This window comes from Enterobacter sp. PL_is511 (assembly GCF_055816065.1).
Window position 1 is genome coordinate 212,704 of the sequence record NZ_JBVPGP010000024.1, and the last position, 24,224, is coordinate 236,927.

Consider the following 24,224-nt stretch of genomic DNA (forward strand, 5'->3'; position numbering starts at 1 on the left):
GGGCAAGGAAAACGGTTGCGCGGTTAAATCTTGAGCCGTTGTTGCCATCAATTCATAACAAAACAGACCGCATTCTGGCGGTCTGTTTTTGTCGAAGGGCAATCATTATTTCGTCAGTTCTGCGGTCATATACACGCGGTTGTCGACCTTCGCGCTGGTGATTTTGTAAGACGCGCCCTGTTCAGCAGCCTGTGCAGCAATTTTCGCTTCTGCGCGGTCAAGGGTTGAACCGGTTGCGCTGACGCTCTGCGCGAAAGCGCCGAAGGAAGCCAGGGAAAGAGCGGTAACTGCAACGAAAGTTTTGATGGATTTCATGGTCGTATTCCTTAAGTAATTTATCTTGGATAGGGCGTGATGCCCTGATGTGATAAATAATAGGCCGACCACGGGCTGATTAAAATCGAAACAATTTGCCAATATTGTTCAAAAAAATAGAATGAGCTGTAAGGGGTTAAAACGGAAAAGCGATCAGCTCCACGCCCTGTGGCGTGACTTTGACCATGGATCCTTCTGAGTGCCATGCACCCAACACCACGCGATGGGCCGGTTCGCCGTTGGCTATAAGGGAATGCACGTCAGGACGATGAGTATGCCCGTGGATCAACCACTGAACGCCATGTTTTTCCATCACGTTGACCACCGCTTGAGGATTAACGTCCATGATGGTCATGGATTTGCTGCTGTTGGCGGCTTTACTGCCCGCGCGCATTCTGGCGGCGATGCGGTTGCGGATAAACAGCGGCAGGGCGAGGAACAGCGTTTGGATCCACGGGGTGTGGACTTTGGCGCGAAACGCCAGGTAGCCGGTATCGTCGGTGCAGAGCGTGTCGCCGTGCATGATCAGCACCTTGCGGCCGTAGAGGTCGAGCACCTGCTCTTCCGGCAGCAGCGTCATGCCGCTTTCGCGGGCGTAGCGCTTGCCGATCAGGAAATCACGGTTGCCGTGAATGAAATAGCAGGGGACGCCGGAATCCACCAGCGCTTTAATGGCCGAAGCCATTTCACGGTGCAGCGGGTTAGGGTCATCGTCGCCAATCCAGGCTTCAAAGAGGTCGCCCAGGATGTACAGCGCATCGGCGCTTTTCGCTTCACCGCGTAAAAAACGCAGAAAACCGGCGGTTATCGCCGGTTCTTCTGTTTGCAGATGAAGATCCGCAATAAAGAGTATCGCCACGAATTACTCGCTGACGGTCACGCTTGTAATCACAACGTCTTCTTTAGGAACGTCCTGGTGCATACCGCTGCGGCCAGTAGAGACGGCTTTGATCTTGTCAACCACGTCCATACCTTCAACCACTTCTGCGAATACGCAGTAGCCCCAACCCTGCAGGCTTTCGCCGGAGAAGTTCAGGAAGTCGTTGTCAGCCACGTTAATGAAGAACTGCGCGGTTGCAGAGTGAGGTGCCTGAGTACGCGCCATCGCCAGCGTGCCGCGGGTGTTTTTCAGGCCGTTGTTCGCTTCGTTTTTGATCGCTTCTTTAGTGGCTTTCTGGTTCATGCCAGGTTCGAAACCGCCGCCCTGGATCATAAAACCGTTGATCACGCGGTGGAAAATGGTGTTGTTGTAGAAACCTTCGCGGCAGTAGTCCAGGAAGTTTTTAACTGTTTCAGGCGCTTTGTCATCAAAGGTTTTGATTACGATATCGCCATGATTAGTGTGGAAAGTAACCATTTTTGCATCCTGTTCCGTTATTGTGGTACGTCGACCCGCGTTCGGGTCATCTATAGGGGCTTGTTATAGCATAACCACAGGATGCGATCACCTTGCATTGTGTGCTGCTTCGGGTTTGAATTACGGGTAGAATAGCCGGTTTTCAACCACACACGTGTTTACATGGAATCTTCGATGTTAAAAATCTTTAATACAATGGCGCGCCAAAAAGAGGAATTTAAACCTATCCATGCCGGGGAAGTCGGCATGTACGTGTGTGGTATTACGGTTTACGATCTCTGTCACATTGGCCATGGCCGTACCTTTGTCGCCTTCGACGTGGTGTCACGCTACCTGCGTTTTCTGGGCTATACCCTGAAATACGTGCGCAACATCACCGACATCGACGACAAAATCATCAAGCGCGCTAATGAGAACGGCGAAAGCTTTGTCGCGCTGGTCGATCGCATGATCGTCGAGATGCACAAAGATTTCGACGCCCTGAATATTCAGCGCCCGGACAGCGAGCCGCGCGCGACCCACCATATTCACGAAATCATCGAGATCACCGAAAAGCTGATCGCACGCGGTCACGCCTACGTTGCCGACAACGGTGACGTGATGTTCTCGGTGCCAACGGACCCAACCTACGGTTCGCTTTCCCGTCAGGATCTGGATCAGCTCCAGGCCGGCGCGCGCGTTGACGTGGTTGACGTGAAGCGTAACCCAATGGACTTCGTGCTGTGGAAAATGTCCAAAGAGGGCGAACCAAGCTGGCCATCCCCGTGGGGCGAAGGCCGCCCGGGCTGGCACATTGAGTGTTCCGCGATGAACTGCAAACAGCTGGGCAAGCACTTCGACATTCACGGCGGCGGTTCAGACCTGATGTTCCCGCACCACGAAAACGAAATCGCGCAGTCCACCTGCGCCCACGGCGGCGAGTACGTGAACTACTGGATGCACTCCGGGATGGTAATGGTTGACCGCGAGAAGATGTCGAAATCGCTGGGTAACTTCTTTACCGTGCGCGACGTGCTGAAGTATTACGACGCGGAAACCGTGCGCTACTTCCTGATGTCCGGCCACTATCGCAGCCAGCTGAACTACAGCGAAGAGAACCTGAAGCAGGCGCGCTCGGCGCTGGAGCGTCTGTACACCGCGCTGCGCGGTACCGACAGGTCTGTTCCTGCTGCAGGTGGCGAAGCGTTCGAAGCACGCTTTGTTGAGGTGATGAACGACGACTTCAACACCCCGGAAGCTTACTCCGTGCTGTTCGACATGGCGCGCGAAGTGAACCGCCTGAAGTCAGAAGATATGGCGGCGGCGAATGCGCTGGCGTCCCATCTGCGTAAGATCTCTTCCGTGCTCGGCCTGCTGGAGCAGGATCCGGACGTGTTCCTGCAGAGCGGTGCGCAGGCGGATGACGGCGAAGTGGCGGAAATTGAAGCGTTGATCAAAGCGCGTCTGGAAGCGCGTCAGGCGAAAGACTGGGCGGCGGCCGATGCGGCGCGTAACCGTCTGACCGAGATGGGCATCATTCTGGAAGACGGCCCGCAGGGTACCACCTGGCGCCGTAAGTAAGTCTGTAACGCCCGGTGGCGCTTACGCTTACCGGGCCTACGGGTAAAAGTAGGCCGGGTAAGGCGCAGCCGCCACCCGGCTTTTTTTTACCTTCTTCTCCACCACAACATTCCCATTAGCACAACCCCCGGCAGCCACACCCACAGCAGTTCTGAAATAATCACCTGATGCCCGTACGGCGTGGTATAGCGTGAGAGCGCAAACGGCGCGACCTTAATCACCTGCCACGGCGCAAAGAAGCGTTCATCTGACCACGGCCACAGCCAGCCGACGCCTTTTCCGCCTGTGGTAATCGAATCCAGCAGGCTGTGCGACAGCAGTGATACCGTTAAAAACAGCCAGCACCGCGTCAGGCTGGCCCTGAACCATCGTCGTCCAGTCAGCACGCAAAGTATCGGCACCACAAAGGCGAACAGCAGGGAGTGGGTAAAGCCGCGATGGCCGAAAACATTTCCATACGCGACGCCGAACTTAAACGCCAGCACGTCGGCGTCCGGCAGCATGGCGAGAACAATCCCGGCAAACAGCAGGCGGGGAGGAATCACTTTGGTTCCCAGGCCCAGGCCCAGACAAAGCGGAACAGCAGCGTGTGTAATGACGGTAGGCATTGTGATTATCCATGGCAAATCATGGAAATATAGCAGCCATTCCGCGCTAAAAAACCTGTGCGAAATTCTGATTTTACGCCGACTCGCGCGCGATAAGCTGCCCGGAAAGCGTAATGCGCTGGGTTTGCAGCGTCGGCTCCTTTAGCGTGCGAATAATCAGCCCGGCAGCCTGACGCCCCGTCTCTTCGCTGGCGGATGAGACATAGGTAAATGACGGCGAGGTGAGGTTAACGTGGAGCATATCTTCGAAACCGACCAGCGCGACCTGCTGTGTTAAAAACACATCTTTACCCACCGTACGCCCGACCTGATGAATACCGGAGATGGATCCGATCATGGCATCCGGCGAGTGGCAGAGCAGGGCGGTGATAGTATTGTTTTTTTCCAGCAGCTGGCGGGTGGCGAAACCCGCAGCCAGGGTGTCATCGCTGCAGGCCGGAGAGTATTCATCGCGCCAGACCAGCCCGTTTTGCGTCATCGCGCTGCGAAAACCGAGCAGGCGCTGTTCGCGGATAAGGCAGCCTTCGCGTCCACCAATGTAGGCGATATTGCGATGACCGCGCTCGATAAGATAACGCACCGCCAGATTGGCCGCCTGCCGGTTATCGCGCATCACCAGATTGCATTTTTCATCCAGCAGCGACTGCGAGACCACCACCAGCGGCAGCGGGCAGTGGCGAATCTGTTCCGGGAGGGTGGCGGTGCGGGTATCCGAGGCCAGATAGATCACCCCGGCGACGCACTGCTGCTTAAACGACAGCAGGCAGCGCTCAAGATGGTCATGGTCGTTCTGGGGCTGGCCGAGAAAAACCATATACCCCTGTTTTTCAAGATCCTGAACGATGCTCGCCATCACTTTGATGGAGAAACTGTCGCTAAAGTCACGGAGGATCAGGCCAATCAGGTTGGACGTATTGGCGCGGAGGTTGGCAGCGGCAACGTTATGAACATAGCCCAGCGTATTGATGGCAGCGTTGACCTTCTCGATCGTTGCCTCTGAGATTTTCCCTTTCTGGCGCAGCACCAGCGAGACGGTTGAAACCGACACGCCCGCGTGCTTCGCGACATCAATAATGCTGACTTTCTTCAAAACCGCTCCCTGAAATTTGCCGATTATCAGCCAGATAAAACACGTCTCCCAGCGTACAGGAGACGTGTCGTTCAGGCATCTTATTATTTGCCGATCATGGTGGACATGGTCTGGGCGATAAACTGTGCTCTGGCACCGAAAATCACCTGAATACCGTTGTCGCCGACAAAGACCACGCCGCGCGCGCCGAGTCCGTTCAGGCCGTCTTTATCCACCACCTCACTTTTTGTCACTTCCAGGCGAAGACGGGTGATACAGGCGCCGACGGAGTCGATGTTATGCGCCCCGCCCAGCAGGGTGATGATCTCGGTCGCGAGTTCAGAATCCGATTTCTCATCCGCGTTGGCGGTCACTTCAGTGCGGCCCGGCGTTTTCACGTCGAAGCGACGGATCACAAAGCGGAACGTGAAGTAATAAATCAGGCCCATTGGAATGCCGATGATAATGGCGCTCAGGAAGTGGGTCTGGTAGCCGTTAAACGACGGCAGGATCCCGAATGACAGATAGTCGATAAAGCCCGCAGAGAACGACTTGGCGATATGCGCATGCAGCAGGTACATGGTCATGTAGGCCAGACCCGCCATGATGGCGTTAAAGACGTACAGAATCGGTGCCACGAAGATAAAGGTAAACTCAACCGGTTCGGTGATCCCCGTCAGGAAGCAGGTGAGCGCCGCGGAGAACAGAATACCGGCCGCGATTTTCTTATTCTTCGTATGGGCTTCGTGATACATCGCCAGGCACGCGGCGGGCAGCGCGAACAGCATCAGCGGGAATTCACCCTGCATGAACTTACCGGCGTTCTGGTAGGTATCGCTGCTGAAAGATTTCACCCCTTCTTCCAGCATCTTGAACCAGATGGTCTGGTCGCCATGGATCACCTGGCCTGCCTGGGTGGTGTAATCTCCAAACGAGTACCAGAACGACGGATACCAGATATGGTGCAGACCGAGCGGGATCAGCGCGCGCTCCACCAGACCGAAGATAAAGGTCGATGCCGCCTGATTATCGCCGTTCACCACCACGGAGAGCGCGTCGATACCGGCCTGGATATGCTGCCAGACGTACGGCAGCAGCAGCCCCATCAGGAACGAGAGGAACGCCGTCGCAATTGCCACGAAGCGCTTGCCGGAAAAGAAGCCCAGGAACTCCGGCAGCTGCATGGTGTGGAAGCGGTTATAGCACCAGGCCGCGAGAATACCGCAGATCAGGCCGCCAAAGACGCCCATCTGCAGCGTCGGAATGCCCACCACCATGGCGTATTTCCCGCCCTGGGAGGCCATTTCCGGCGTGATGCTCAGCACGGTGCTGATGGTGATATTGGTGACAAACACCGAAACGGCCGCAGACAGCGCCGCGATGCCGGATTCTGACGCCAGACCCACGGCGGAGCCAATGGCAAACAGCATCGGCAGGTTATCAAAAATAACCCCGCCTGCGTTCATCATCAGCGGCAGATGGAACTTATCGCCGAAGGCCAGCAGCAGGCCCGCAGCGGGAAGCAGTGAAATTGGCAGCATTAAGGCGCGACCAATCATCGATAACTTAGACAGCGATTTAACAAACCCTGATATCAGACTCATGCTGATTTCCCCCGAGTAGCGCTTTTTTTGGCGCTGTTATTGTAAGTAGAACGTTTTAGTAGAACGTTCTACTTATCGTGGGCAAAGAGTGAAAAACGCGCAACTGAATTTTCACGTTTCAACAGATGAAATAGCGATTATTTGAAGTGGATCGATAAATAACCGTGATGGGTGTGAGGGGATAGTGAGAGAAATTGCCGGGTGGCGGCTTCGCCTTACCCGGCCTACAAACGGAGACCGTACGTAGGCCCGGTAAGCGCAGCGCCACCGGGCATCAAAGGGCTCAGGCCGTAACGGTTACGCTCTGTCCTTCAAAGCTCACGGTCTGGCCCGCGACAATCTTGCAGCGCTTGCGCGTTTCTACCACGCCGTCGACTTTCACCCGCCCGTCGGCGATAACGATTTTCGCCTGCGCGCCGCTTTCGCTCCAGCCTTCCAGCTTGAGCAGATCGCACAGCTCAACGTGCGGATGTTTACCTAATGAAAAAGTCGCCATCTTACGCGTCCTCTACGTCGTGATATTCTTCGCATGCCTGCAAAGTATTCTGAATCAGCGTTGCGACGGTCATTGGACCCACGCCGCCCGGTACAGGGGTAATGTAAGAGGCGCGCGCGGCGGCATCTTCATACACCACGTCGCCAACCACTTTGCCGTTTTCCAGACGGTTAATCCCGACGTCCACGACGATCGCACCCTCTTTAATCCACTCGCCCGGAATAAAGCCCGGCTTACCGACCGCGACGATCAGCAGATCGGCATTTTCGACGTGATGACGCAGGTTCTTGGTGAAGCGGTGGGTCACGGTGGTGGTGCAGCCGGCCAGCAGCAGCTCCATGCTCATCGGACGGCCCACGATGTTAGAGGCACCAATCACCACGGCGTTCAGGCCGTAAGTATCGATGTTATAGCGCTCCAGCAGCGTCACAATGCCGCGCGGCGTGCACGGGCGCAGACGCGGCGCACGCTGGCACAGGCGGCCAACGTTGTACGGATGGAAACCGTCCACGTCTTTATCCGGTGCGATACGCTCCAGCACCTTCACGTTGTCGATACCTGCTGGCAGCGGCAACTGAACCAGAATGCCGTCGATCTCTTTATCGGCATTCAGAGTGTCAATAAGTTCCAGCAGTTCTGCTTCGCTGGTGGTTTCCGGCAAATCGTAAGAGCGGGAGACGAAGCCGACCTCTTCACACGCTTTGCGCTTGCTGCCGACATAAATCTGCGATGCCGGGTTGCTGCCAACCAGCACAACGGCCAGCCCGGGGGCGCGTTTTCCGGCGGCTTTACGCGCCTTCACTTTTTCCGCGACCTCAGAGCGCACCTGCTGCGCAATCGTTTTACCGTCAATAATCTTTGCTGCCATCAGAGAGAAGATTCCGTCTGTAACGTTTGAAAGGGGGGATGCGTGTATTTTGTCAGAAGCGAGCCTCGCTGTCAGTCACCCTTTACGCGTTTTTATCAGCAAGACGCAAAAACCCTTCTTAAGGGATGGTCAATTTCTTAGGCGGGATTAGGATGTGACCTGGCGAAATGGCAGCGTTTTGACATATTTAAAAATCGCCTCCTGAGCTACTTTGTCTCCTCCGAAATAAGCTTTCAATTACTCAATTGAACGTATTTCTTATTCCCGATTATTCGCGGGAAGGGTTATTTACATTTTAAAGGAATAGACATGAAACTCAGCAACATTGCTTCTACTGTTATTGCAACTTTGGCCCTGGTTGCGGGTGCCGCAAATGCAGCAGATCCTGCTGCGCCGGTTTCCGTAAATGGCGGTACCGTACATTTTAAAGGTGAGCTGGTTAATGCCGCTTGTTCAGTAAATACGGATTCTTCCGAGCAGACCGTTAATCTGGGTCAGTATCGCACCGCGAAATTTACTAAAGTGGGCGACACCACCTCTAATATTCCATTCAACATTGAACTGAATGATTGCGATCCGCTGGTTGCCAAAACTGCAGCTGTTGCGTTCACCGGTCAGATCGACCCAACCGACAAAACCCTGCTGGCCGTGACCTCCGGTAACAACGACAACACCGCGAAAGGCGTGGGTATCGAGATCCTCGACAGCAAATCCAGCGTTCTGACCCCAGACGGCGCGACCTTCTCTGCTGCGCAGACGCTGATCGAAGGGACCAACACCCTGAAGTTCACCGCGCGTTATAAATCAACGGCTGCCACCACCGAGCCGGGCCAGGCGAACGCTGACGCCACCTTCGTAATGAAATACGAGTAATTCCTCCGCACAGGGATGTTCAGGCCTCAGGGACGAGGCCCGTCATACGCTATTGCCAGGAACGAAGGATGACAAGGACTGGAACACTACTGCTGTTAACCCTTGCGATGGCTTGCCCGGCATCGGCGCATACCGTGGTGATCGAAGGTGGCAAGGTTCATCTTCGGGGTGAACTGGTGAACGGCGGCTGCGCCGTGGCGCCCGATAGCCAGAATATGCGCATCGACATGGGGCAGTACCGAACCAATTCATTTTCCGGCGTGGGCAGTTTTTCCACGGTGAATGTGCCTTTCACCGTGCGGCTGCTGGACTGCAGCGTGGATGTTTCGCGCACCGTGGGGATCCAGTTTCAGGGCGTCACACCCGCAGAGGATCCGCAGGTCTTTCTGGCGACATCGCGGCCGGGTGAAACACCTGTCAGCAGCGGCGTCGGGCTGGCGCTCTTTGACGAACAGCAGCGTCAGATTATCCCAAACGCCACGGCCATCAGCTGGCTGCCGATCGAAACTCGCGAGCTCGCGTTCCATTTTAGCGCCCGCTATCGGGCTATTTCCGAACATCTCGAGCCAGGCAAAATTCAGTCGGATGTCTGGTTTACGTTGATTTATCCATAACACCTGCGAACACATTATTAAAGGTACGGTTGTGATGAATACCCTAATTAAACCAGGACTTTTTTTATCGTTTATTTTGATGATGGTTTCTTCCTGCGCAAATGCATCCGGCGGTATTGCGCTGGGGGCCACCCGCGTTATTTATCCGGCAGAGGCGAAGCAAACGTCGCTGGCGATCACCAACAGCAACAAACAGGAACGCTATTTAATTAACGCGTGGATCGAAAATGCGAACGGGCAAAAAGAAAAAACCTTTGCCGTCACGCCGCCCCTGTTTGTTAGCGAGCCGAACAGTGAAAACACGCTGCGTATTATTTACGCCGGGCCGGCGCTGCCTGCCGACCGCGAATCGCTGTTTTACATGAACGTGAAGGCGATCCCGTCAGTGAACAAAGCCAAAACGGAAAACAATAACGTGCTGCAGCTGGCGATCCTCTCGCGCATCAAGCTGTTTGTACGCCCTAACAACCTGGCGATGCAGCCGGAAGAGGCGCTTTCCCAGCTGCGGTTCGAACGCGCGGGTAACCATCTCAAAGTTAGCAACGCGTCCCCGTATTACATCACCCTCGTCAATTTGAAGCTGGGCGGGCAGCAGCTGGATAACCTGATGGTTGCGCCGAAAAGCTCGGCTCAGCAGGTGCTGCCAGCCGGTGCCAGCGGTACGCTTTCCTGGCAGAGCGTGAATGACTACGGTGCCATCACCCCGGCGCGTAGCGTCAACCTGTGAGCAGAGTCAGGGCGATGAAAAACCACCAGAGACGTTACTGCCCGGTTGCGCTGGCGCTGATGGCTGCGCTCTGGCCGCAGGCTGGCTGGAGCGAAAGCTATTTCAACCCGGCCTTTTTGTCCGACGACACCGCCAGCGTGGCGGATTTGTCGCGTTTTGAACAAGGACACCAGCAGGCACCCGGCGTTTATCGCGTGGATATCTGGCGCAACGATGAGTTTATCGGTACCCAGGACGTGCGTTTTGAGCAGGCCGAGAACACGCCGCCGGTGGCGGGCGGTTTATCGGCCTGCATTACGCGCGCGATGCTTGACCGCTTTGGCGTCAACGTTGCGGCGTTTCCCGAGCTGGCTAAGGTGCAGGGCGAGACCTGCGTTCCGCTGGCTACGGCCATACCCGGCAGCGAAACGGTATTCAACTTTGCCTCACAGCGTCTGGACGTCAGCCTGCCGCAGGTGGCATTGCAGAACAGCGCCCGGGGCTATATTCCGCCCGAACAGTGGGATGAAGGCATCCCCGCCGCGCTGGTGAACTACAGCTTCACCGGTAACCGGGGAAGCGAAGACGACAGCTATTATCTGAACCTGCAAAGCGGGTTGAACTATGGCGCCTGGCGTTTACGTAACAACGGCGCATGGCGGTACACGCAGAATAACGGGCAGCGTCACAGCGAGTGGCAGAATATTGGCACCTGGGCGCAGCGCACCGTTATCCCGCTGAAAAGCGAACTGGTGCTGGGCGACAGCAATACCGGGAATGACGTTTTCGACAGCATGGGGTTCCGCGGCGGGCGGCTCTTCTCGTCTGACAGCATGTACCCGGACAGCCTGCAGGGCTACGCGCCGACCGTGCGCGGGATCGCCCGTACGCCCGCCAAAGTGGTGGTTCGCCAGAATGGCTACGTTATCTATCAAAGCTATGTCCAGCCGGGCGCATTTGCCATTACCGATCTTAACCCGACCTCCTCAAGCGGTGACCTGGAGGTCACGGTCGAAGAGAAAGACGGCACCCAGCAGCGCTATACCGTGCCGTACTCCACCGTGCCGCTTCTGCAGCGTGAAGGGCGCTGGAAGTACGACCTCGTCGCGGGGGATTACCGCAGCGGTAACAGCGATCAGGACACGCCGTTCTTCACCCAGGGAACCCTGATTACCGGTCTTGCCAACGGTTACACGCTCTACGGCGGGACACAGCTGGCGTCACGCTATACCGCGGTGGCCGTCGGAGCCGGAAAAAACCTGGGCGACTGGGGCGCGGTCTCGCTCGATATCACCCACGCCCGCAGCCAGCTTGCGGACGACAGCAAGCATGAAGGGCAGTCTCTGCGCTTCCTCTATGCGAAATCCCTTAACGGCTTCGGCACCAACTTCCAGCTGCTGGGCTACCGCTACTCCACGAAAGGCTTTTACACCCTCGACGATGTCGCCTGGCGCTCAATGGAAGGCTATCAGTATGCCGATAGCCAGAACGATAACGATGTTCCAGACGTGCAGAGTTATCACAACCTGACGTGGAATAAAAAAGGCCGCTTCCAGCTCAACGTATCTCAGTCGCTGGGGGACTACGGCTCGGTCTATATCTCCGGTAGCGAGCAGACCTACTGGGGAACCGATGAGACGAACCTCTGGTACCAGTTGGGCTATGCGGGCGGCGTGAAGGGGATCAACTACTCCGTTTCGTGGTCGTGGAACAAATCCGTTGGGATAGACGGCACCGATCGGATCGCGTCATTTAACGTCTCCGTGCCGTTCAGCCTCTTTACCCGTCAGGGCTATCGCAGGGACAGCGCGATTGACCGCGCCTACGCTACGGCATCCGCCAGTCGAAACAGCGATGGCGACACAAGCTGGCAAACCGGCGTCAGCGGAACGCTGCTGGAGGACCGCAACCTGAACTACAGCGTGACCCAGGGACACACCAGCACCAACGGCGCAAGCGGAAGCGCCAGCGCCAACTGGCAGGCGACTTACGGCACATTGGGCGTGGGCTACAACTACAGCGACGATCAGCACGATCTCAACTGGCAGCTCTCCGGCGGGGTGGTCGGACACGCCGACGGCGTGACCTTCAGCCAGCCGCTGGGCGACACCAACGTGCTGATCAAAGCGCCGGGGGCATCAGGCGTCAGCATTGAAAACCAGACCGGGGTGAAAACCGACTGGCGAGGCTACGCGGTGATGCCGTATGCCACCGTCTATCGCTACAACCGCGTGGCGCTGGATACCAACACCATGAACAACAACACCGATATCGAAAACAACGTGAGCAGCGTGGTGCCGACGAAAGGCGCGCTGGTGCGCGCCAGCTTTGATACCCGCATTGGCGTACGCGCTCTGCTGACGGTGATGCGCGGTAACCAGCCCGTGCCGTTCGGCGCGGTGGTCCGTGAAACCCGAAGCGGTGTCACCAGCATGGTGGGGGATGACGGGCAAATTTACCTGAGTGGGCTGCCGCTGGAAGGCGAACTGCTGATCCAGTGGGGCGACGGGGCGCAGTCCCAGTGTCGCGCACCTTACAGCTTGTCTGAACAGAGCCTGCAACAGGCAATCACACTTAAGGGGATCAGCTGTGATTAAAACCCAAATCTTTGCCTTGTCGCTGCTGGCGTTACTGCCCGCGACAAACGCATTCGCTACCGTGTGCGTCAATGAGAAAGGCGTGCCGACGGAGGTGCATTACGACCTGACGGATAAATTCAATAGCTCGAATAACCAGATTGGACAGGTCGTGACGCTCAGCGAAAAATCGCAGTGGGTAGGGGTGAATGCCGTCTGCCCGAAGGGCACGACCGGGAACACCACCAAGCGCAGCTATGTGACGGATTATCCAATCACCGGGACCAGCGATGGCTACCAGTATCTGAAGCTGAACGACTATCTGGACGGGGCCATGAAAATCACGGACAGCTATGCTGGCGTGTTTTACCCGCCAAAAAGCTATATCCAGATGGGGAGCCATCCTAACGTCTCCAAAAACAAACCGTTTGGCGTTCAGGACTCCAGCCTGGTCTTCCGTCTTAAGGTGACCCGGCGTTTTATCAACATGGTGGTGATCCCGCGTGCCACCATGTTCCGCGTCTACGTCACCACTACCTCCTCCGATCCGCTAACCACGCCGGTCTATACCATTAGCTACAGCGGAACCATTCAGGTGCCGCAAAGCTGCGCCATTAATGCCGGTAACGTGGTGGAGTTTGATTTCGGTGACATTGGCGCCTCTTTGTTCAGCAAGGCGGGCGTGGGTAACAAGCCGGAGGGCGTCTCATCGCAAAGCAAAACCATTGCGATCAAATGCACCAACGTGGAGGCGAACGCCATGCTGACGATGCGCGTCGAGGCGGAAAAAGTCTCTGATAATGTGCTGGTGTCGGATAACCCGGATGTGGGGTTCATCATTGCCAACGAGAGCGGAGCGCCGCTCACGCCTAACAACCTGACAAGCAAAATTCCGTTCCGCCTTGACGACAGCGCGCAGGCGCAGGTGGGGATCCGGGTCTGGCCGGTGAGCGTGACGGGCAATAAGCCAGCGGAAGGGCGTTTCACCTCGCGCGGGTACTTGCGCGTGGATTACGACTAAGGAGCCAATATGCGAAACGGGATCCGTTTTATCACCGTGGCGCTTCTTGCGCTTTGCACACAGGCTCAGGCGGACACCGCGTTGGGCGAAATTAACATTCGGCTCTACGGCAATATCGTCGATTTTACCTGCGTTGCCGAGGGCAGCGACAGCGACAAGACCGTCACGCTGGGCACCTGGCCCACGAAACAGCTCAGCACCACCGGAAGCCGCACGCAGCCCATGCCGTTTACGCTGAAGCTGACCGGCTGCCCGCCGGGCGCGGCGTCCATTACGTTTTCGGGTAAAGCTGACGGGAGCAATAACGGTTTGCTGGCGCTCAATGACGCCAGTACAGCAAGTCATGTCGCGGTAGAGATCAGGGATGCGGATAAAACGCGTCTGGCTCTCCAGCAGGCCAGCCAGCCGGTGTCGGTTGATGCGCAGGGGAATGCGACATTGTCGTTTTATGCCAATTATATTGCCACCGCAGATAATCCTCAGCCCGGACGAGCCGATGCGGATGCCACCTTTATGATTAACTATAATTAGCACTGACCGCACTCCCTGCAGCTCAGATAAGCTGCAGGGAGTGAATTCAGGTTAAAGCAGTTCGTGCGCTTTGGCGTAATCAATTAATTCTACGATGCTTTGCACACCCAGCTTGGAATAAATATTGGATTTATGCGCGCTAATAGTTTTGTTGCTTAATAGTAGCTGTTCAGCAATTTCCTTATTGGATAATCCATTCGCCAGATACCGTAATACCGTGACCTCACGATTCGATAATGGCATATCTACTGCCATCCCTTTCCCTGAACCCAGGTGGTTTATAAAGTTCAGCGTTTCCGACGGGAAAAAGGAATAGCCCATCAGGATCATTTCTACGGCGTTGTAGATCTCACCCAAATCTTTCCGTTTGCTGACGAAGCCATTTGCCCCGGCGCGAATGGCGCGACCCGCGTAAAATAGCTCTGATTTAGACGAGAGGAACAGAACCTTAATCTCTTTGTTTAAGTTTCTGATTCTCTTAAGTAAAGCGAAAGCATCCGTGCCCGTGAGTTCAATGTCAAGGATCACCAGATCGATAGGGTGATTGCGGATACAGTCAAGGACTTCATGGCTATCGCCAGACTTGAGCTTGACTGCGATATTCTTATTTTTCTGTAGCAGGACTTCTATCGACATTCTGACGATAGGATGTTCGTCCATAATGATAACGGATGCCGGTTTCATTTTTAATGCCTCAGATTGTTAAAAGCGTTATGCAGAGTTTGGTAAAACTCTCGAAATGCCGGAAGGATATAATGTGCAGATCCCTATACCGTAGTATTTCCCTGGAAAGAGCGAAAGCATCCTTGTTTACGTAATGAAAAGAACTATGCCTCAGCGCGGTCATCTCATTAGGCTGGTGTTGGCAAAAAGGTTTTTCTTATTCAAATTTGGTACGCATCTTATTATACAGGGTAAGTTTTTTCCGAAAACCCTGTAAATTAATATCCGCGTATGGGTTTGTATTATCTTCTGGATCTGAATCACTATTTTTTTAAAATTAGCGGAAATATCCTATTATCTCATTTACCGCATATTTTCATCTTTATGTAATAACAAAAAATAACAGATATCTCTGTATGTTGATCAATTGTTAACAAAAATAGACATCATTTCTGGGGGCGAACCCGCGACGCGGAGGTTAAAAATTGCCCTCGCAGGCCGGTAGACCTTCATCCGAAAGTGCTTGCGTTGACCACGATAACGGCGCCAGGTCCGCAGGAGAACATGCTACCCGCTTCGCTTTTTACTCCTGGACGTTGTCGCTAAGCTGCTTGTTTTTACATCATTATCATCTTGTTAACGCTATCTGCATTCGCTTAACGGATGGAGGAAAGTGCTGCCGTTCATTCAATTTATGGCATTTCACAAGGTTTACGCCCATAAATTAGGAATAGTTATAAATTCGATTTTATTGTTAAAAATTAACATTTATGTAACGCAGTTGGTAAGTAAATTCCTAAACCGCTTTAGGAAATAAGGGGTTAGGACGTGAGTGAAAACGTGCAGTCTGAGAGGTTATTAAGAAGATGAAGCAATTCCTGGCGATGGCTCAGCCCCAGCTTCAGCAGGATGCAGCTGAGACGATAGATAATGCGGCTATAGGGGCGATTCTGCATCAGGGCAATCTGACGCAGCGTCTTGCCCCGTGAGAGCTCCTGCAGGATGGGCCATTCATTGCGCGAGAACCAGTCTTTGTCGGACCCCTGCGGGGGGCGGGTATCCAGCAGGCTGTGCTGGAGCGCGGCGGCGTTCAGTTGACGTTCGAGCACATGAAAGGGACCTGCCGCTTTGCAGAAGAGGCGGGTGTCGTAATTATCGGCCCGGACTAACAGCCAGGGCGTCAGGAACGGAGGAAACAGGCTATGCCTTCTCAACTGATCCAGTTTCTCCAGCAGCCCCGTGGACCGGCTTTCTATATCCACGACCAGACGGGCGGAGGGCCACTGTGTCTGCGCGATAAGGGCGTCGTCCAGCGTGGCGTAGTCGCAGCAGCTGCTCAGAGGAAACTGCCCGTTGAGAAAGCCGGTGCGCAGGTAGTGATCCTCCGTCACCAGAAGGATAAAAGGGGCGTCTGTTTTGCGGGGCTGGCTGATGGACTGGCTCAAAAATTCGAGTCGGTCGAAAAAGGGGGGAGCAAAAGGTGAGCGCGTAAATCCCAGTGCATCACTTCCTGTACGCCGCCGCCGGTAACGGCGCACTGTCATTCGCATGGTCTCCCTCCTGGAAATGGCGTTTTAATCCTCCGGCCATGTCCAGGACGGCCAGTAATATCCCTGGCCGAGGTCTGCGCCTGCCTGCAGTGCCCAGGTACGATCGCGTTCAGTCTCAATACCTTCAATAAGCACTTTCCCGGCCAGCTGAAAGCAAAGGGAAACCAGTTGCCTCAGCGCAGGGGTGTCGCGTAAACGCCAGAATGCTTCCTTATCTATTTTGACGCCGCTTAACGGGAGTCGACAGGATAAAAACGACTGCACTAAGACGTCGTCCACGTCATCCAGCCAGATAGCGTGTCCCTGTCTGCTAAGTTGCTGCAGATTCTGAACCACATGCTGCTTCTGTGCGACGGTTAGCGCCAAAAAGGACGCGAGGTCGACAATCTCAATATTGAGCTGCACGCCAGGTAACCTGATAAGTCGCTGAAAAGACGCAGGCTCCGTCAGGACGGTTATCGGCAGATTAATAAAAAGGTTATGTCCGTGCGGCGTATTTTTTAGCGTGGCAAGCTGCGCTTCAAGCAGGGTTATCGACCATTCAGCGGACCGATCGCAAAAAAAGTCCTCGCTGTGGCGCGTGTCGGACAGAACGCTAAGTACCTCCACGCCAACCTGGCGCAAGGAGGTGAGGGCGACGATAGGCTCAAGCTTAATGCCGACGATGTCCTGAGAAAGGTACTGTAACCGGGGGGGCGTATCGATCAGGTTTTGCGCTGTCACTCCATTGTCCTGTTGTCTGTCAGCCTCCAGGCGGCCGGGATATCTGACTCTAGTGTGACGAGCTGACGTTCAGGAAAACAGCAGGCGTTACTTAAATGCAACTAGGCCTTTTCGCAGCGCTAAATTTTACGGTGAAACAGGGAGAAATGTTGAGAAAATAGCCGTATTTACAATCGGCTAGCGGTAATTGCCCTGGAAAGCGGAAAAGGCATTGACTCACCTGCCATTGACCGTATAATTCTTCGCGTTTCACCACCGCGAAGCACACGCTTCTCAGTGCGCCCTTAGCTCAGTTGGATAGAGCAACGGCCTTCTAAGCCGTAGGTCGTAGGTTCGAATCCTACAGGGCGTGCCATTATGAATCATGCACTTACGCTTCTTTCGCTTCCTCCTTATTTCCGGTGTGGGACATATTTGGGACATCAACCCCAAAAATTGAGTCAATTTGCTTCGCATGCTCAGTTAAATGGTTAGGTGCCAAGTGGGCATATCGACGAACCATTTCGATACTTTCCCACCCCCCATTTCCTGCAGTACAGATAACGGAACGCCGGACTGAATTAACCAACTCGCCCAGGTGTGTCTCAGGTCGTGGAATCGGAAATCCTCAATGCCTGCACGGCGACATGCTGCGTTCCACGCGCTCTGGTCATCAACCCGCATCTTCCTCACTGATGGAGTCTTTTAACCATCAGGACGAATACCGGCTTTCATATGGACGAACACCCATTTATGATGATTGCCAATCTGATCGCGCCGTATCATTAAGCGCTACGCCAATAGCTCTGTTTGATTTGTTGTCTTCAGGATTCACCCAGGCAACCCGACGCTGCATGTCGATTTGCTGCCACTCCATATTGATTATGTTCGAACGACGAAGCCCGGTTGTCAGCGCAAACTTAACAACCGACTTCAGCGGCTCAGGACTGAATCGCCACGGATAATCTCGACACTTCTGAGCCGTTGATAATATAGGTTTTCATATTCAGCCGGTGGGATCTGCTCGCTCGAACCATACCGACGCTTACTGTTATAAAACATTTCGATATAATCAAAAATATCGCTTCTGGCTTCGTCTCTCGTTCCGCAGATCCTTTTCTTAATCCGTTCGCGTTTCAGTAGCTGGAAAAAGCTTTCCGCAACCGCGTTGTCGTGGCAGTTACCGCGACGACTCATGCTGCCTTCCAGACCGTGTGATTTCAGGAACGACTGCCACTCATGGCTCGTGTACTGACTGCCCTGATCAGAGTGAACCAGTACCTGCTTTTGAGGATTACGCCTTCACACCGCCATAAGTAAAGCGTTCAGGACAATCTCTTTTGTCATGCGGGTTTGCATTGACCAGCCGATAACTTTTCGGGAGAACAGGTCAACCACCACGGCCAGATACAGTCAGCCTTCGTGGGTTCGGATGTAGGTTATGTCCGTCACCCAACGCTCATCCGGTGAGTCCGGATTGAACTGCCGCTGGAGCCTGTTGGGTGTCACGATGCTGGCTTCGCCTTTACGTGCCCGTGGGCTACGGTACCCAACCTGAGCTTTTATTCCGGCACGCTTCATCAGCCGCCAGACCCGGTTCACTCCGCACTGCTGTCCGGTATCACGCAGATCGAGATGGATCTTGCGATAACCATAGACACAGCCAGACTCAAGCCAGGACTGTTTGATCTGCCCGGTCAGCATCTGGTCTGTATGGTGACGCTGTGAATGTGGCTGCTGAAGCCAGAAATAAAATCCACTCTGATGGACATCCAGAACCCGACAGAGCAAACGAACAGGCCAGCAACGGCTGTTGTCGCGGATAAAGGCGTACCTCAGACGGACAGCTTTGCGAAGTACGCCGCGGCTTTTTTTAATATGTCCCGTTCGTCCGTAACCCGCTTCAACTCTTTCTGAAGACGGCGGATTTCGGCCTGAGCATCTGACTGTTCATTATGAGTGGAAGAATCCGGACCGTACTTCTTTATCCAGGCGTAAAGACTGTGAGTGGTGATATCGAGACGTGTTGCAACACTGGAAACTGAATGACCACGATCAACAACCTGTTTGACTGCTTGAATTTTAAACTCTTCAGGATAACGCTTACCGCTCATGGGCACCTCTCTTTAAGTCATCTTAAATGACTCTGAGGTGTCTGTTAAACCCGTGGCGATTCAGGTATGACATGCCATCATTAAATCAGGCTTATGGCCTCAACTGTGGAAGCAATAGCAGCCACACTAAGATCATAGGGTGTAATTTTACCGGTAATACTAGCGATAACAACATAATAGGCTCAGGAGCTTACAAGAACTGGTTCTGCACTGGAGTTCCTGACACATTGCTATCAAATTATGGCAATACCGCAGAAAGACCATCTAGCCCACCACCTGGATTTGAGTTTTTTGATACCCAACTTGGGCTGCCTATCTTTTGGAACCCTACCACTAGCCACTGGATAAGAGCAGATGGAACAAACGTGTAAATGAGTATAGGAAAGAATAGCGGCATGCCCTACCCACATTTTCATATTGTATTTTTTATTGTGGGTAGGGTTGGTTAGAATTATATATTATTATTAAACCCTTTTCCGTATTTTGATAGGTAAGATCTACAAGGTTTCTCTACGCAGTGATATGTAAACATAGATATTAATATTGAGAAGATAAAAATTAATGCGATTCTCCATTGCTGTGTGCCTTCAAAAACAAAACTTAGTTGATTGATCAGCAATGAATGCACCAAATAAAGAGAGTATGATATTTGTCCAAGATAATGGATTGGTTTAATCGACAGCACCCTTGAAACCACATTGGTTTCATCAACGAGTGAGGGTATTATTATAGCACATAGTGCAATGATATATACATCGACTTGCCTAAGAACCAGTAGTACAGCAAGAATGAGGCATAATGCATATGAGATTCTGTTGCTTATAACTCTTCCATTTGCAAACAAAACATATGATGTTACACCCAAAGAATAATCAGCAAGGCATCTAAGGATAGACTTCAGGCCTCCTGAAGCATTAACAGAGAATGCCAGTATCTCATTGCTTACCGAAAGGTAAATAAGTGATGCAAGAGCTGAAATTACTATTGGTATAATGTACTTTGTTTTTGATATTGTCATTAGCATTGCCGGGAACAACAAGTATGCAAACATCTCAGTAGATATTGACCATGACGAGGCAATGTAATTAAACCCGAACAATGATTGAAGCAGAAGGCCATTAATCAAAAATGTTAATGGGCTCTCTGTTATGCCATGCTCCACGCTTGCAAGTATAACAGATGAAACATAAAGGAATATGTATACTGGATATATACGTATAAATCTCTTAAACATGAAGTAAGAGTAGTTTCCAGATCCTTTAGTTGAAAATTCATTATGAACCATACTCATAATGAATCCTGAAAGGATGAAAAAGAAATCAACAGCAAGGTATCCGTTGGTAAGGAAATCATCAATTCTTCCGCCAAAATTCCGCTCTACCAGATGGAACGTGACTACGTAAAAAGCAGCCACTCCACGAACCCCTGTTAATGACTTTATTTCCATTGTATCACCAGTATTATGTGTAACATTAATTTAAAAGGCGTACTCTACGCCTCTGTTATGAGAATCTTTTCCCTAACTTTACGCCTGGCTTCTCTACCAGATGGAAGCAAGCCCATGAAAAAATCACGCTAACTACCATTCCTATTATTACTATTGGGTATCCACGCACTGGCTCCATCCAGACACGATCAAGATGGTGAACTATCCACACATAAATAATAAAATGTGTTATATAAAGTGAGTATGAGATGTTGCCAAAGAAATCAAGGAAATCATTGTGCTTGATAGTATATGTTTTATCCCTGAAGAAGAAAGACAGGAAAAGAATAAGAGAAGGAATAAAGTATCCTTGCAGACCAAATGTTGATATCAAATCTCCATTTGTCATAAGTATTGCTAACGCCAACAGTGCTCCAGAATAAAAAATTATTGTAGATGCTGTTGATGATATATCAATCTTGCGCATTTTTTTAAATAAAACACCCAATACTATGCCTATAGCAAATTCGAACATAATTGTTCCGCTAGCCATTCTTATTATACCATATAGCGGAATGCTCTCGTCTGCCTTTGCAAATGCAGAGCTTAGAATAGAGAACGAACCATTAAATACAATTTGCAGAGCTATGGGGATTAACAACAAGATACCAACAGACAGAACTGCGCGATACTTATGTGTAATAGATAAAGCAAATACGAATATGCCATAGAACAGCATTTCATATGCCAGAGTCCATGGAGTCCCCATTGCATGTGTTCCAAACTTTGGGGCAAGCCCATCATAGTTCTGATATACAAGCAGGAGCGGAGAGAAGAACCCCCACACTCCGCTGTAACTAAATACAAAAGTCATCCCTATAACCCATGCTACAATCATCAGTGGGTATATCCTGAAAAACCTTTTTGCAATAAACTTAGCAGGTGTGTTTCTTTCTTTATTTTCTGATGAAATATAAATAATGAATCCACTTATTATATAGAATAAATCCACACCGAAAGCACCTCTTTCAAGGTAAGGTATGGGGTTACCGTTAATTATAAGAAGTCCTGAAAAATGACTCACCAACACCGCAATGCAAGCAACGGCCCTAAGGTAATGAACGGAAATTATTTTGCTATTCATTAAAAATTACTCTTTATTCGTAGAGATTAACATTTTTATATTTCTGTAGTCCATTTGCAGCCAAACCCCGGTCATCACCGTCTATAAAATAATTAGAACTGTATTTCCTGAGCTATACCCTGAAAAAAAACAATGGCGCTCATAAGACCTGCGAATCTTACCAAATTTTCAGAAACAGAGCTCAACATTTGCTATACCTTTATGCATCTTTGATAATCATGTATGCATAAACAATTAAGCATATGATTATTCAACAGGAATTATGATGCGCATGAGTTTAGCACCAAGAGGATGATAGATCATCTATTGATAACCATCAGTCCTTTCTGTGCTGTATATGCATACAGTTTAAATCGGAGGTGCATCATGGGATTCCCGAGTCCAGCGCAAGACTATGTTGAGCAGCGCATATCACTAGATTGGGGCATCGTAACCAGGTCAGCCGCTACGTACTTCATGCGTGCCGGTGCTACACACTATCGCGAAGGCATCATTAGCGGTGCCCTTCTTGTCGTTGATGCGTCACTTACGCCATGTGACGGCTCATTGCTGGTTTGCACTGATGAGGGAGAGTTCAGGATTAAGCGATACCGTACGCACCCGGAGCCTCACCTGGAGAATCTGGAGAATGGCAAGCGAGATAGGTTGCCGGACAAGAATGATGCATCAGATACATCGCGGCCAGTGTTTGGGGTGATCATATACATCATCAACGATGCACGGTCTGGTGAGTTTGATGACTGCCCGGTGATGTGAGACAGAAATGGGACACACAAAGCTTTGCATCGGTTTGCAAGGCTTTGCATGTTTTTCGAAGATGGGACGTGTGAACGCAGTAGTGATGGGGTAAGTTGTTGTTAGCTCAGGTAGTTCCAGGAACTTCTAAGCCGTAGGTCGTAGGTTCGAATCCTACAGGGCGTGCCATTTAGTCTCAGTTATCTACGTCTCTCCCTCTCCTTACTCTTTTCGAACGTCATTGTTCAGGCTGCAGACAAAGCGCATTCTGTGCGTTTCGTACGGCGTCGCTACGCTTGCATGGCACTGCAACGGTGAGAAATGCAGGCCGGGTAAGCGCTGCGCCAGCAGGCAAGAAAGGCGGCTATATTATTAATGGCAGAGTTTGTCATCAGTTTCATTATTCTTCCCTTTATCCGATAAATAACCGCGTAATAAATAGAAGTCTAATCAAAAGCCGTTATCACCAGCCTTAAGGTTTTCTTAATCTTTATTCTTCTCATTTCTTAAATCTGGGTTTTTATCATTTCAAATTCCATAAAAAAGAAATTTTACACTTTTACGCGTAAACTGGATTGATACTAATTATCATTAGCGTTGTTGTATGCTTTAATCCTGTCCCACAAAGCTATGAGTGGTTACTCCCGTTGGTCAATTAAGGATATGTTCATGAATTCTCGCCTGCTGTCCTGCTTCTCGCTTGCCTTGTTGTCGTCATCCCTTTTCCTTTCCACACAATCAGTTGCCGCAGATAACAACGAAGGTATCGTTGTGTATAACGCGCAGCATGAAAACCTGGTGAAGTCGTGGGTTGACGGTTTTACCAAAGAAACCGGCATTAAAGTGACTTTGCGCAATGGTGATGACAGCGAGCTGGGTAACCAGCTGGTTCAGGAAGGCAGCGCATCGCCGGCCGACGTATTCCTGACGGAAAACTCACCGTCCATGGTGTTGGTGGATAACGCTAACCTGTTTGCGCCGCTGGATGCAGACACCCTGAAGCAGGTACCGGCAGAGTATCGTCCTGCGCATGGTCGCTGGATCGGCATTGCCGCCCGCAGCACGGTATTCGTCTATAACCCGGCAAAACTGAACGAACAGCAGCTGCCTAAGTCGCTGATGGATCTGGCGAAACCCGAGTGGAAAGGCCGCTGGGCGGCATCACCGTCAGGCGCGGATTTCCAGGCCATCGTGAGCGCGATGCTGGCTCTGAAAGGCGAAAAGGCCACTCTGGAATGGCTTAAGGCGATGAAAGCCAATTTCGTTGCCTATAAAGGCAACAGCACGGTGATGAAAGCCGTCAATGCCGGCCAGATTGATGGCGGCGTGATTTATCACTACTACCGCTTTGTCGATCAGTCCAAAACCGGTGAAAACAGCAAAAACACCCAGCTCTACTACTTCAAACACCAGGATCCGGGCGCGTTTGTGAGCCTTTCCGGCGGTGGCGTGCTGGCGTCCAGCAAGCACAAAGCGCAGGCGCAGGCCTTCATCAAATACATTACCGGTAAAGAAGGCCAGGAAAGTCTGCGTACCAACAACGCCTTTGAATACGCTGTGGGCGTAAACGCGGCCTCAAACCCGAAACTGGTCCCGCTGAAAGATCTTGATGCACCGAAAGTTGAACCTTCAACGCTCAACAGTAAAAAAGTTATCGAGCTGATGACGCAAGCCGGTCTGCTGTGATCCTGA

General features: G+C 52.1%; 22 protein-coding genes, 1 tRNA gene and 2 pseudogenes. 10 read left to right on the forward strand and 15 right to left on the reverse strand.

Annotated features, from left to right (window positions below; all coding sequences use genetic code 11):
* Nucleotides 1–105 precede the first annotated feature (105 nt).
* The 3 genes from AC0TN7_RS16425 to ppiB all read right to left on the reverse strand — a co-directional run bounded on the left by AC0TN7_RS16425 (nt 106) and on the right by ppiB (nt 1,672).
* Nucleotides 106–315 carry a YdgH/BhsA/McbA-like domain containing protein gene (locus AC0TN7_RS16425; RefSeq protein ID WP_024906875.1) on the reverse strand — a complete coding sequence of 70 codons (210 nt, stop codon included), beginning with the start codon at nt 313–315 and terminating at the stop codon, nt 106–108.
* 136 nt (nt 316–451) lie between these two features.
* Nucleotides 452–1,174 carry a UDP-2,3-diacylglucosamine diphosphatase gene (gene lpxH, locus AC0TN7_RS16430; protein ID WP_473702270.1) on the reverse strand — a complete coding sequence of 241 codons (723 nt, stop codon included), beginning with the start codon at nt 1,172–1,174 and terminating at the stop codon, nt 452–454.
* Nucleotides 1,175–1,177: 3 nt separating this feature from the next.
* Nucleotides 1,178–1,672 (reverse strand): peptidylprolyl isomerase B, encoded by a 495-nt coding sequence (ppiB, locus tag AC0TN7_RS16435; protein WP_023334762.1) that lies wholly within the window; start codon nt 1,670–1,672, stop codon nt 1,178–1,180.
* Between the two features lie 174 nt (nt 1,673–1,846).
* On the opposite strand from ppiB, the gene cysS reads away from it, so the two are divergent.
* Entirely contained in the window at nt 1,847–3,232 is a 1,386-nt protein-coding gene (gene cysS / locus AC0TN7_RS16440) for a cysteine--tRNA ligase (protein WP_473702271.1), read from the forward strand.
* A gap of 86 nt (nt 3,233–3,318) precedes the next feature.
* Here cysS and AC0TN7_RS16445 read toward each other — a convergent pair whose 3' ends face one another.
* The 5 genes from AC0TN7_RS16445 to folD all read right to left on the reverse strand — a co-directional run bounded on the left by AC0TN7_RS16445 (nt 3,319) and on the right by folD (nt 7,877).
* A complete protein-coding gene (locus AC0TN7_RS16445; RefSeq protein WP_032646207.1) occupies nt 3,319–3,840 on the reverse strand; it encodes a metal-dependent hydrolase in 522 nt (173 codons plus the stop codon).
* A gap of 73 nt (nt 3,841–3,913) precedes the next feature.
* The gene (malI, locus tag AC0TN7_RS16450; protein WP_473702272.1) at nt 3,914–4,930 is read right to left on the reverse strand and encodes a Mal regulon transcriptional regulator MalI; all 1,017 of its coding nucleotides are present in this window, start codon (nt 4,928–4,930) and stop codon (nt 3,914–3,916) included.
* An 83-nt stretch (nt 4,931–5,013) separates the two neighbouring features.
* Nucleotides 5,014–6,513: a PTS transporter subunit EIIC gene (locus AC0TN7_RS16455; protein ID WP_024906880.1), complete on the reverse strand. Its 1,500-nt coding sequence runs from the start codon at nt 6,511–6,513 to the stop codon at nt 5,014–5,016.
* Nucleotides 6,514–6,796: 283 nt separating this feature from the next.
* The gene (gene ybcJ / locus AC0TN7_RS16460) at nt 6,797–7,009 is read right to left on the reverse strand and encodes a ribosome-associated protein YbcJ (protein WP_023310640.1); all 213 of its coding nucleotides are present in this window, start codon (nt 7,007–7,009) and stop codon (nt 6,797–6,799) included.
* A gap of 1 nt (nt 7,010) precedes the next feature.
* The gene (folD, locus tag AC0TN7_RS16465) at nt 7,011–7,877 is read right to left on the reverse strand and encodes a bifunctional methylenetetrahydrofolate dehydrogenase/methenyltetrahydrofolate cyclohydrolase FolD (protein ID WP_008499332.1); all 867 of its coding nucleotides are present in this window, start codon (nt 7,875–7,877) and stop codon (nt 7,011–7,013) included.
* A gap of 309 nt (nt 7,878–8,186) precedes the next feature.
* Between folD and fimA the strand changes: the two genes are divergently transcribed.
* The 6 genes from fimA to sfmF all read left to right on the forward strand — a co-directional run bounded on the left by fimA (nt 8,187) and on the right by sfmF (nt 14,198).
* Complete coding sequence (gene fimA, locus AC0TN7_RS16470; protein WP_023310641.1) at nt 8,187–8,750, forward strand: type 1 fimbrial major subunit FimA; 564 nt, start codon at nt 8,187–8,189, stop codon at nt 8,748–8,750.
* Nucleotides 8,751–8,818: 68 nt separating this feature from the next.
* Nucleotides 8,819–9,364 carry a type 1 fimbrial protein subunit FimI gene (gene fimI / locus AC0TN7_RS16475; RefSeq protein ID WP_048991450.1) on the forward strand — a complete coding sequence of 182 codons (546 nt, stop codon included), beginning with the start codon at nt 8,819–8,821 and terminating at the stop codon, nt 9,362–9,364.
* A 34-nt stretch (nt 9,365–9,398) separates the two neighbouring features.
* Nucleotides 9,399–10,091 (forward strand): type 1 fimbria chaperone FimC, encoded by a 693-nt coding sequence (fimC, locus tag AC0TN7_RS16480; RefSeq protein ID WP_024906882.1) that lies wholly within the window; start codon nt 9,399–9,401, stop codon nt 10,089–10,091.
* 14 nt (nt 10,092–10,105) lie between these two features.
* A complete protein-coding gene (locus tag AC0TN7_RS16485; RefSeq protein WP_473702273.1) occupies nt 10,106–12,667 on the forward strand; it encodes a fimbrial biogenesis usher protein in 2,562 nt (853 codons plus the stop codon).
* Nucleotides 12,660–13,667 (forward strand): type 1 fimbria D-mannose specific adhesin FimH, encoded by a 1,008-nt coding sequence (fimH, locus tag AC0TN7_RS16490; protein ID WP_024906884.1) that lies wholly within the window; start codon nt 12,660–12,662, stop codon nt 13,665–13,667. The genes AC0TN7_RS16485 and fimH overlap by 8 nt, the downstream gene beginning before the upstream one ends.
* Before the next feature lie 9 nt (nt 13,668–13,676).
* Nucleotides 13,677–14,198: a fimbria assembly protein gene (gene sfmF, locus AC0TN7_RS16495; protein WP_024906885.1), complete on the forward strand. Its 522-nt coding sequence runs from the start codon at nt 13,677–13,679 to the stop codon at nt 14,196–14,198.
* Between the two features lie 51 nt (nt 14,199–14,249).
* Here the strand turns inward: sfmF and fimZ are convergent, their stop codons facing one another.
* The 3 genes from fimZ to AC0TN7_RS16510 form a co-directional block, all read right to left on the reverse strand.
* The gene (fimZ, locus tag AC0TN7_RS16500; RefSeq protein ID WP_024906886.1) at nt 14,250–14,882 is read right to left on the reverse strand and encodes a fimbria biosynthesis transcriptional regulator FimZ; all 633 of its coding nucleotides are present in this window, start codon (nt 14,880–14,882) and stop codon (nt 14,250–14,252) included.
* A gap of 800 nt (nt 14,883–15,682) precedes the next feature.
* Nucleotides 15,683–16,411, reverse strand: coding sequence for a helix-turn-helix transcriptional regulator (locus AC0TN7_RS16505; protein ID WP_024906887.1), 729 nt, complete (start codon nt 16,409–16,411; stop codon nt 15,683–15,685).
* A 24-nt stretch (nt 16,412–16,435) separates the two neighbouring features.
* Nucleotides 16,436–17,134, reverse strand: a complete 699-nt coding sequence (locus AC0TN7_RS16510) for an EAL domain-containing protein (protein WP_048991446.1) — start codon at nt 17,132–17,134, stop codon at nt 16,436–16,438.
* Between the two features lie 278 nt (nt 17,135–17,412).
* Here AC0TN7_RS16510 and AC0TN7_RS16515 point away from each other — a divergent pair.
* Nucleotides 17,413–17,489, forward strand: a tRNA-Arg gene (locus AC0TN7_RS16515).
* Nucleotides 17,490–17,504: 15 nt separating this feature from the next.
* Here the strand turns inward: AC0TN7_RS16515 and AC0TN7_RS16520 are convergent.
* The 4 genes and pseudogenes from AC0TN7_RS16520 to AC0TN7_RS16535 all read right to left on the reverse strand — a co-directional run.
* Nucleotides 17,505–18,059, reverse strand: a pseudogene (locus AC0TN7_RS16520) (site-specific integrase); the annotation flags it as partial.
* A pseudogene (locus tag AC0TN7_RS16525) lies at nt 18,047–19,227 on the reverse strand (IS3 family transposase). The pseudogenes AC0TN7_RS16525 and AC0TN7_RS16520, both read right to left, overlap by 13 nt.
* A 451-nt stretch (nt 19,228–19,678) precedes the next feature.
* Nucleotides 19,679–20,674, reverse strand: a complete 996-nt coding sequence (locus tag AC0TN7_RS16530) for an acyltransferase family protein (protein WP_248163518.1) — start codon at nt 20,672–20,674, stop codon at nt 19,679–19,681.
* A gap of 55 nt (nt 20,675–20,729) precedes the next feature.
* A complete protein-coding gene (locus AC0TN7_RS16535; RefSeq protein WP_248163519.1) occupies nt 20,730–21,797 on the reverse strand; it encodes an acyltransferase family protein in 1,068 nt (355 codons plus the stop codon).
* 366 nt (nt 21,798–22,163) lie between these two features.
* Here AC0TN7_RS16535 and AC0TN7_RS16540 point away from each other — a divergent pair, with 366 nt between their 5' ends.
* Both AC0TN7_RS16540 and AC0TN7_RS16545 read left to right on the forward strand, forming a co-directional pair.
* Nucleotides 22,164–22,553 carry a HumD family translesion DNA polymerase gene (locus tag AC0TN7_RS16540; protein WP_463727002.1) on the forward strand — a complete coding sequence of 130 codons (390 nt, stop codon included), beginning with the start codon at nt 22,164–22,166 and terminating at the stop codon, nt 22,551–22,553.
* A 648-nt stretch (nt 22,554–23,201) separates the two neighbouring features.
* Nucleotides 23,202–24,218: an iron ABC transporter substrate-binding protein gene (locus AC0TN7_RS16545; protein WP_024906891.1), complete on the forward strand. Its 1,017-nt coding sequence runs from the start codon at nt 23,202–23,204 to the stop codon at nt 24,216–24,218.
* Nucleotides 24,219–24,224: the final 6 nt, after the last annotated feature.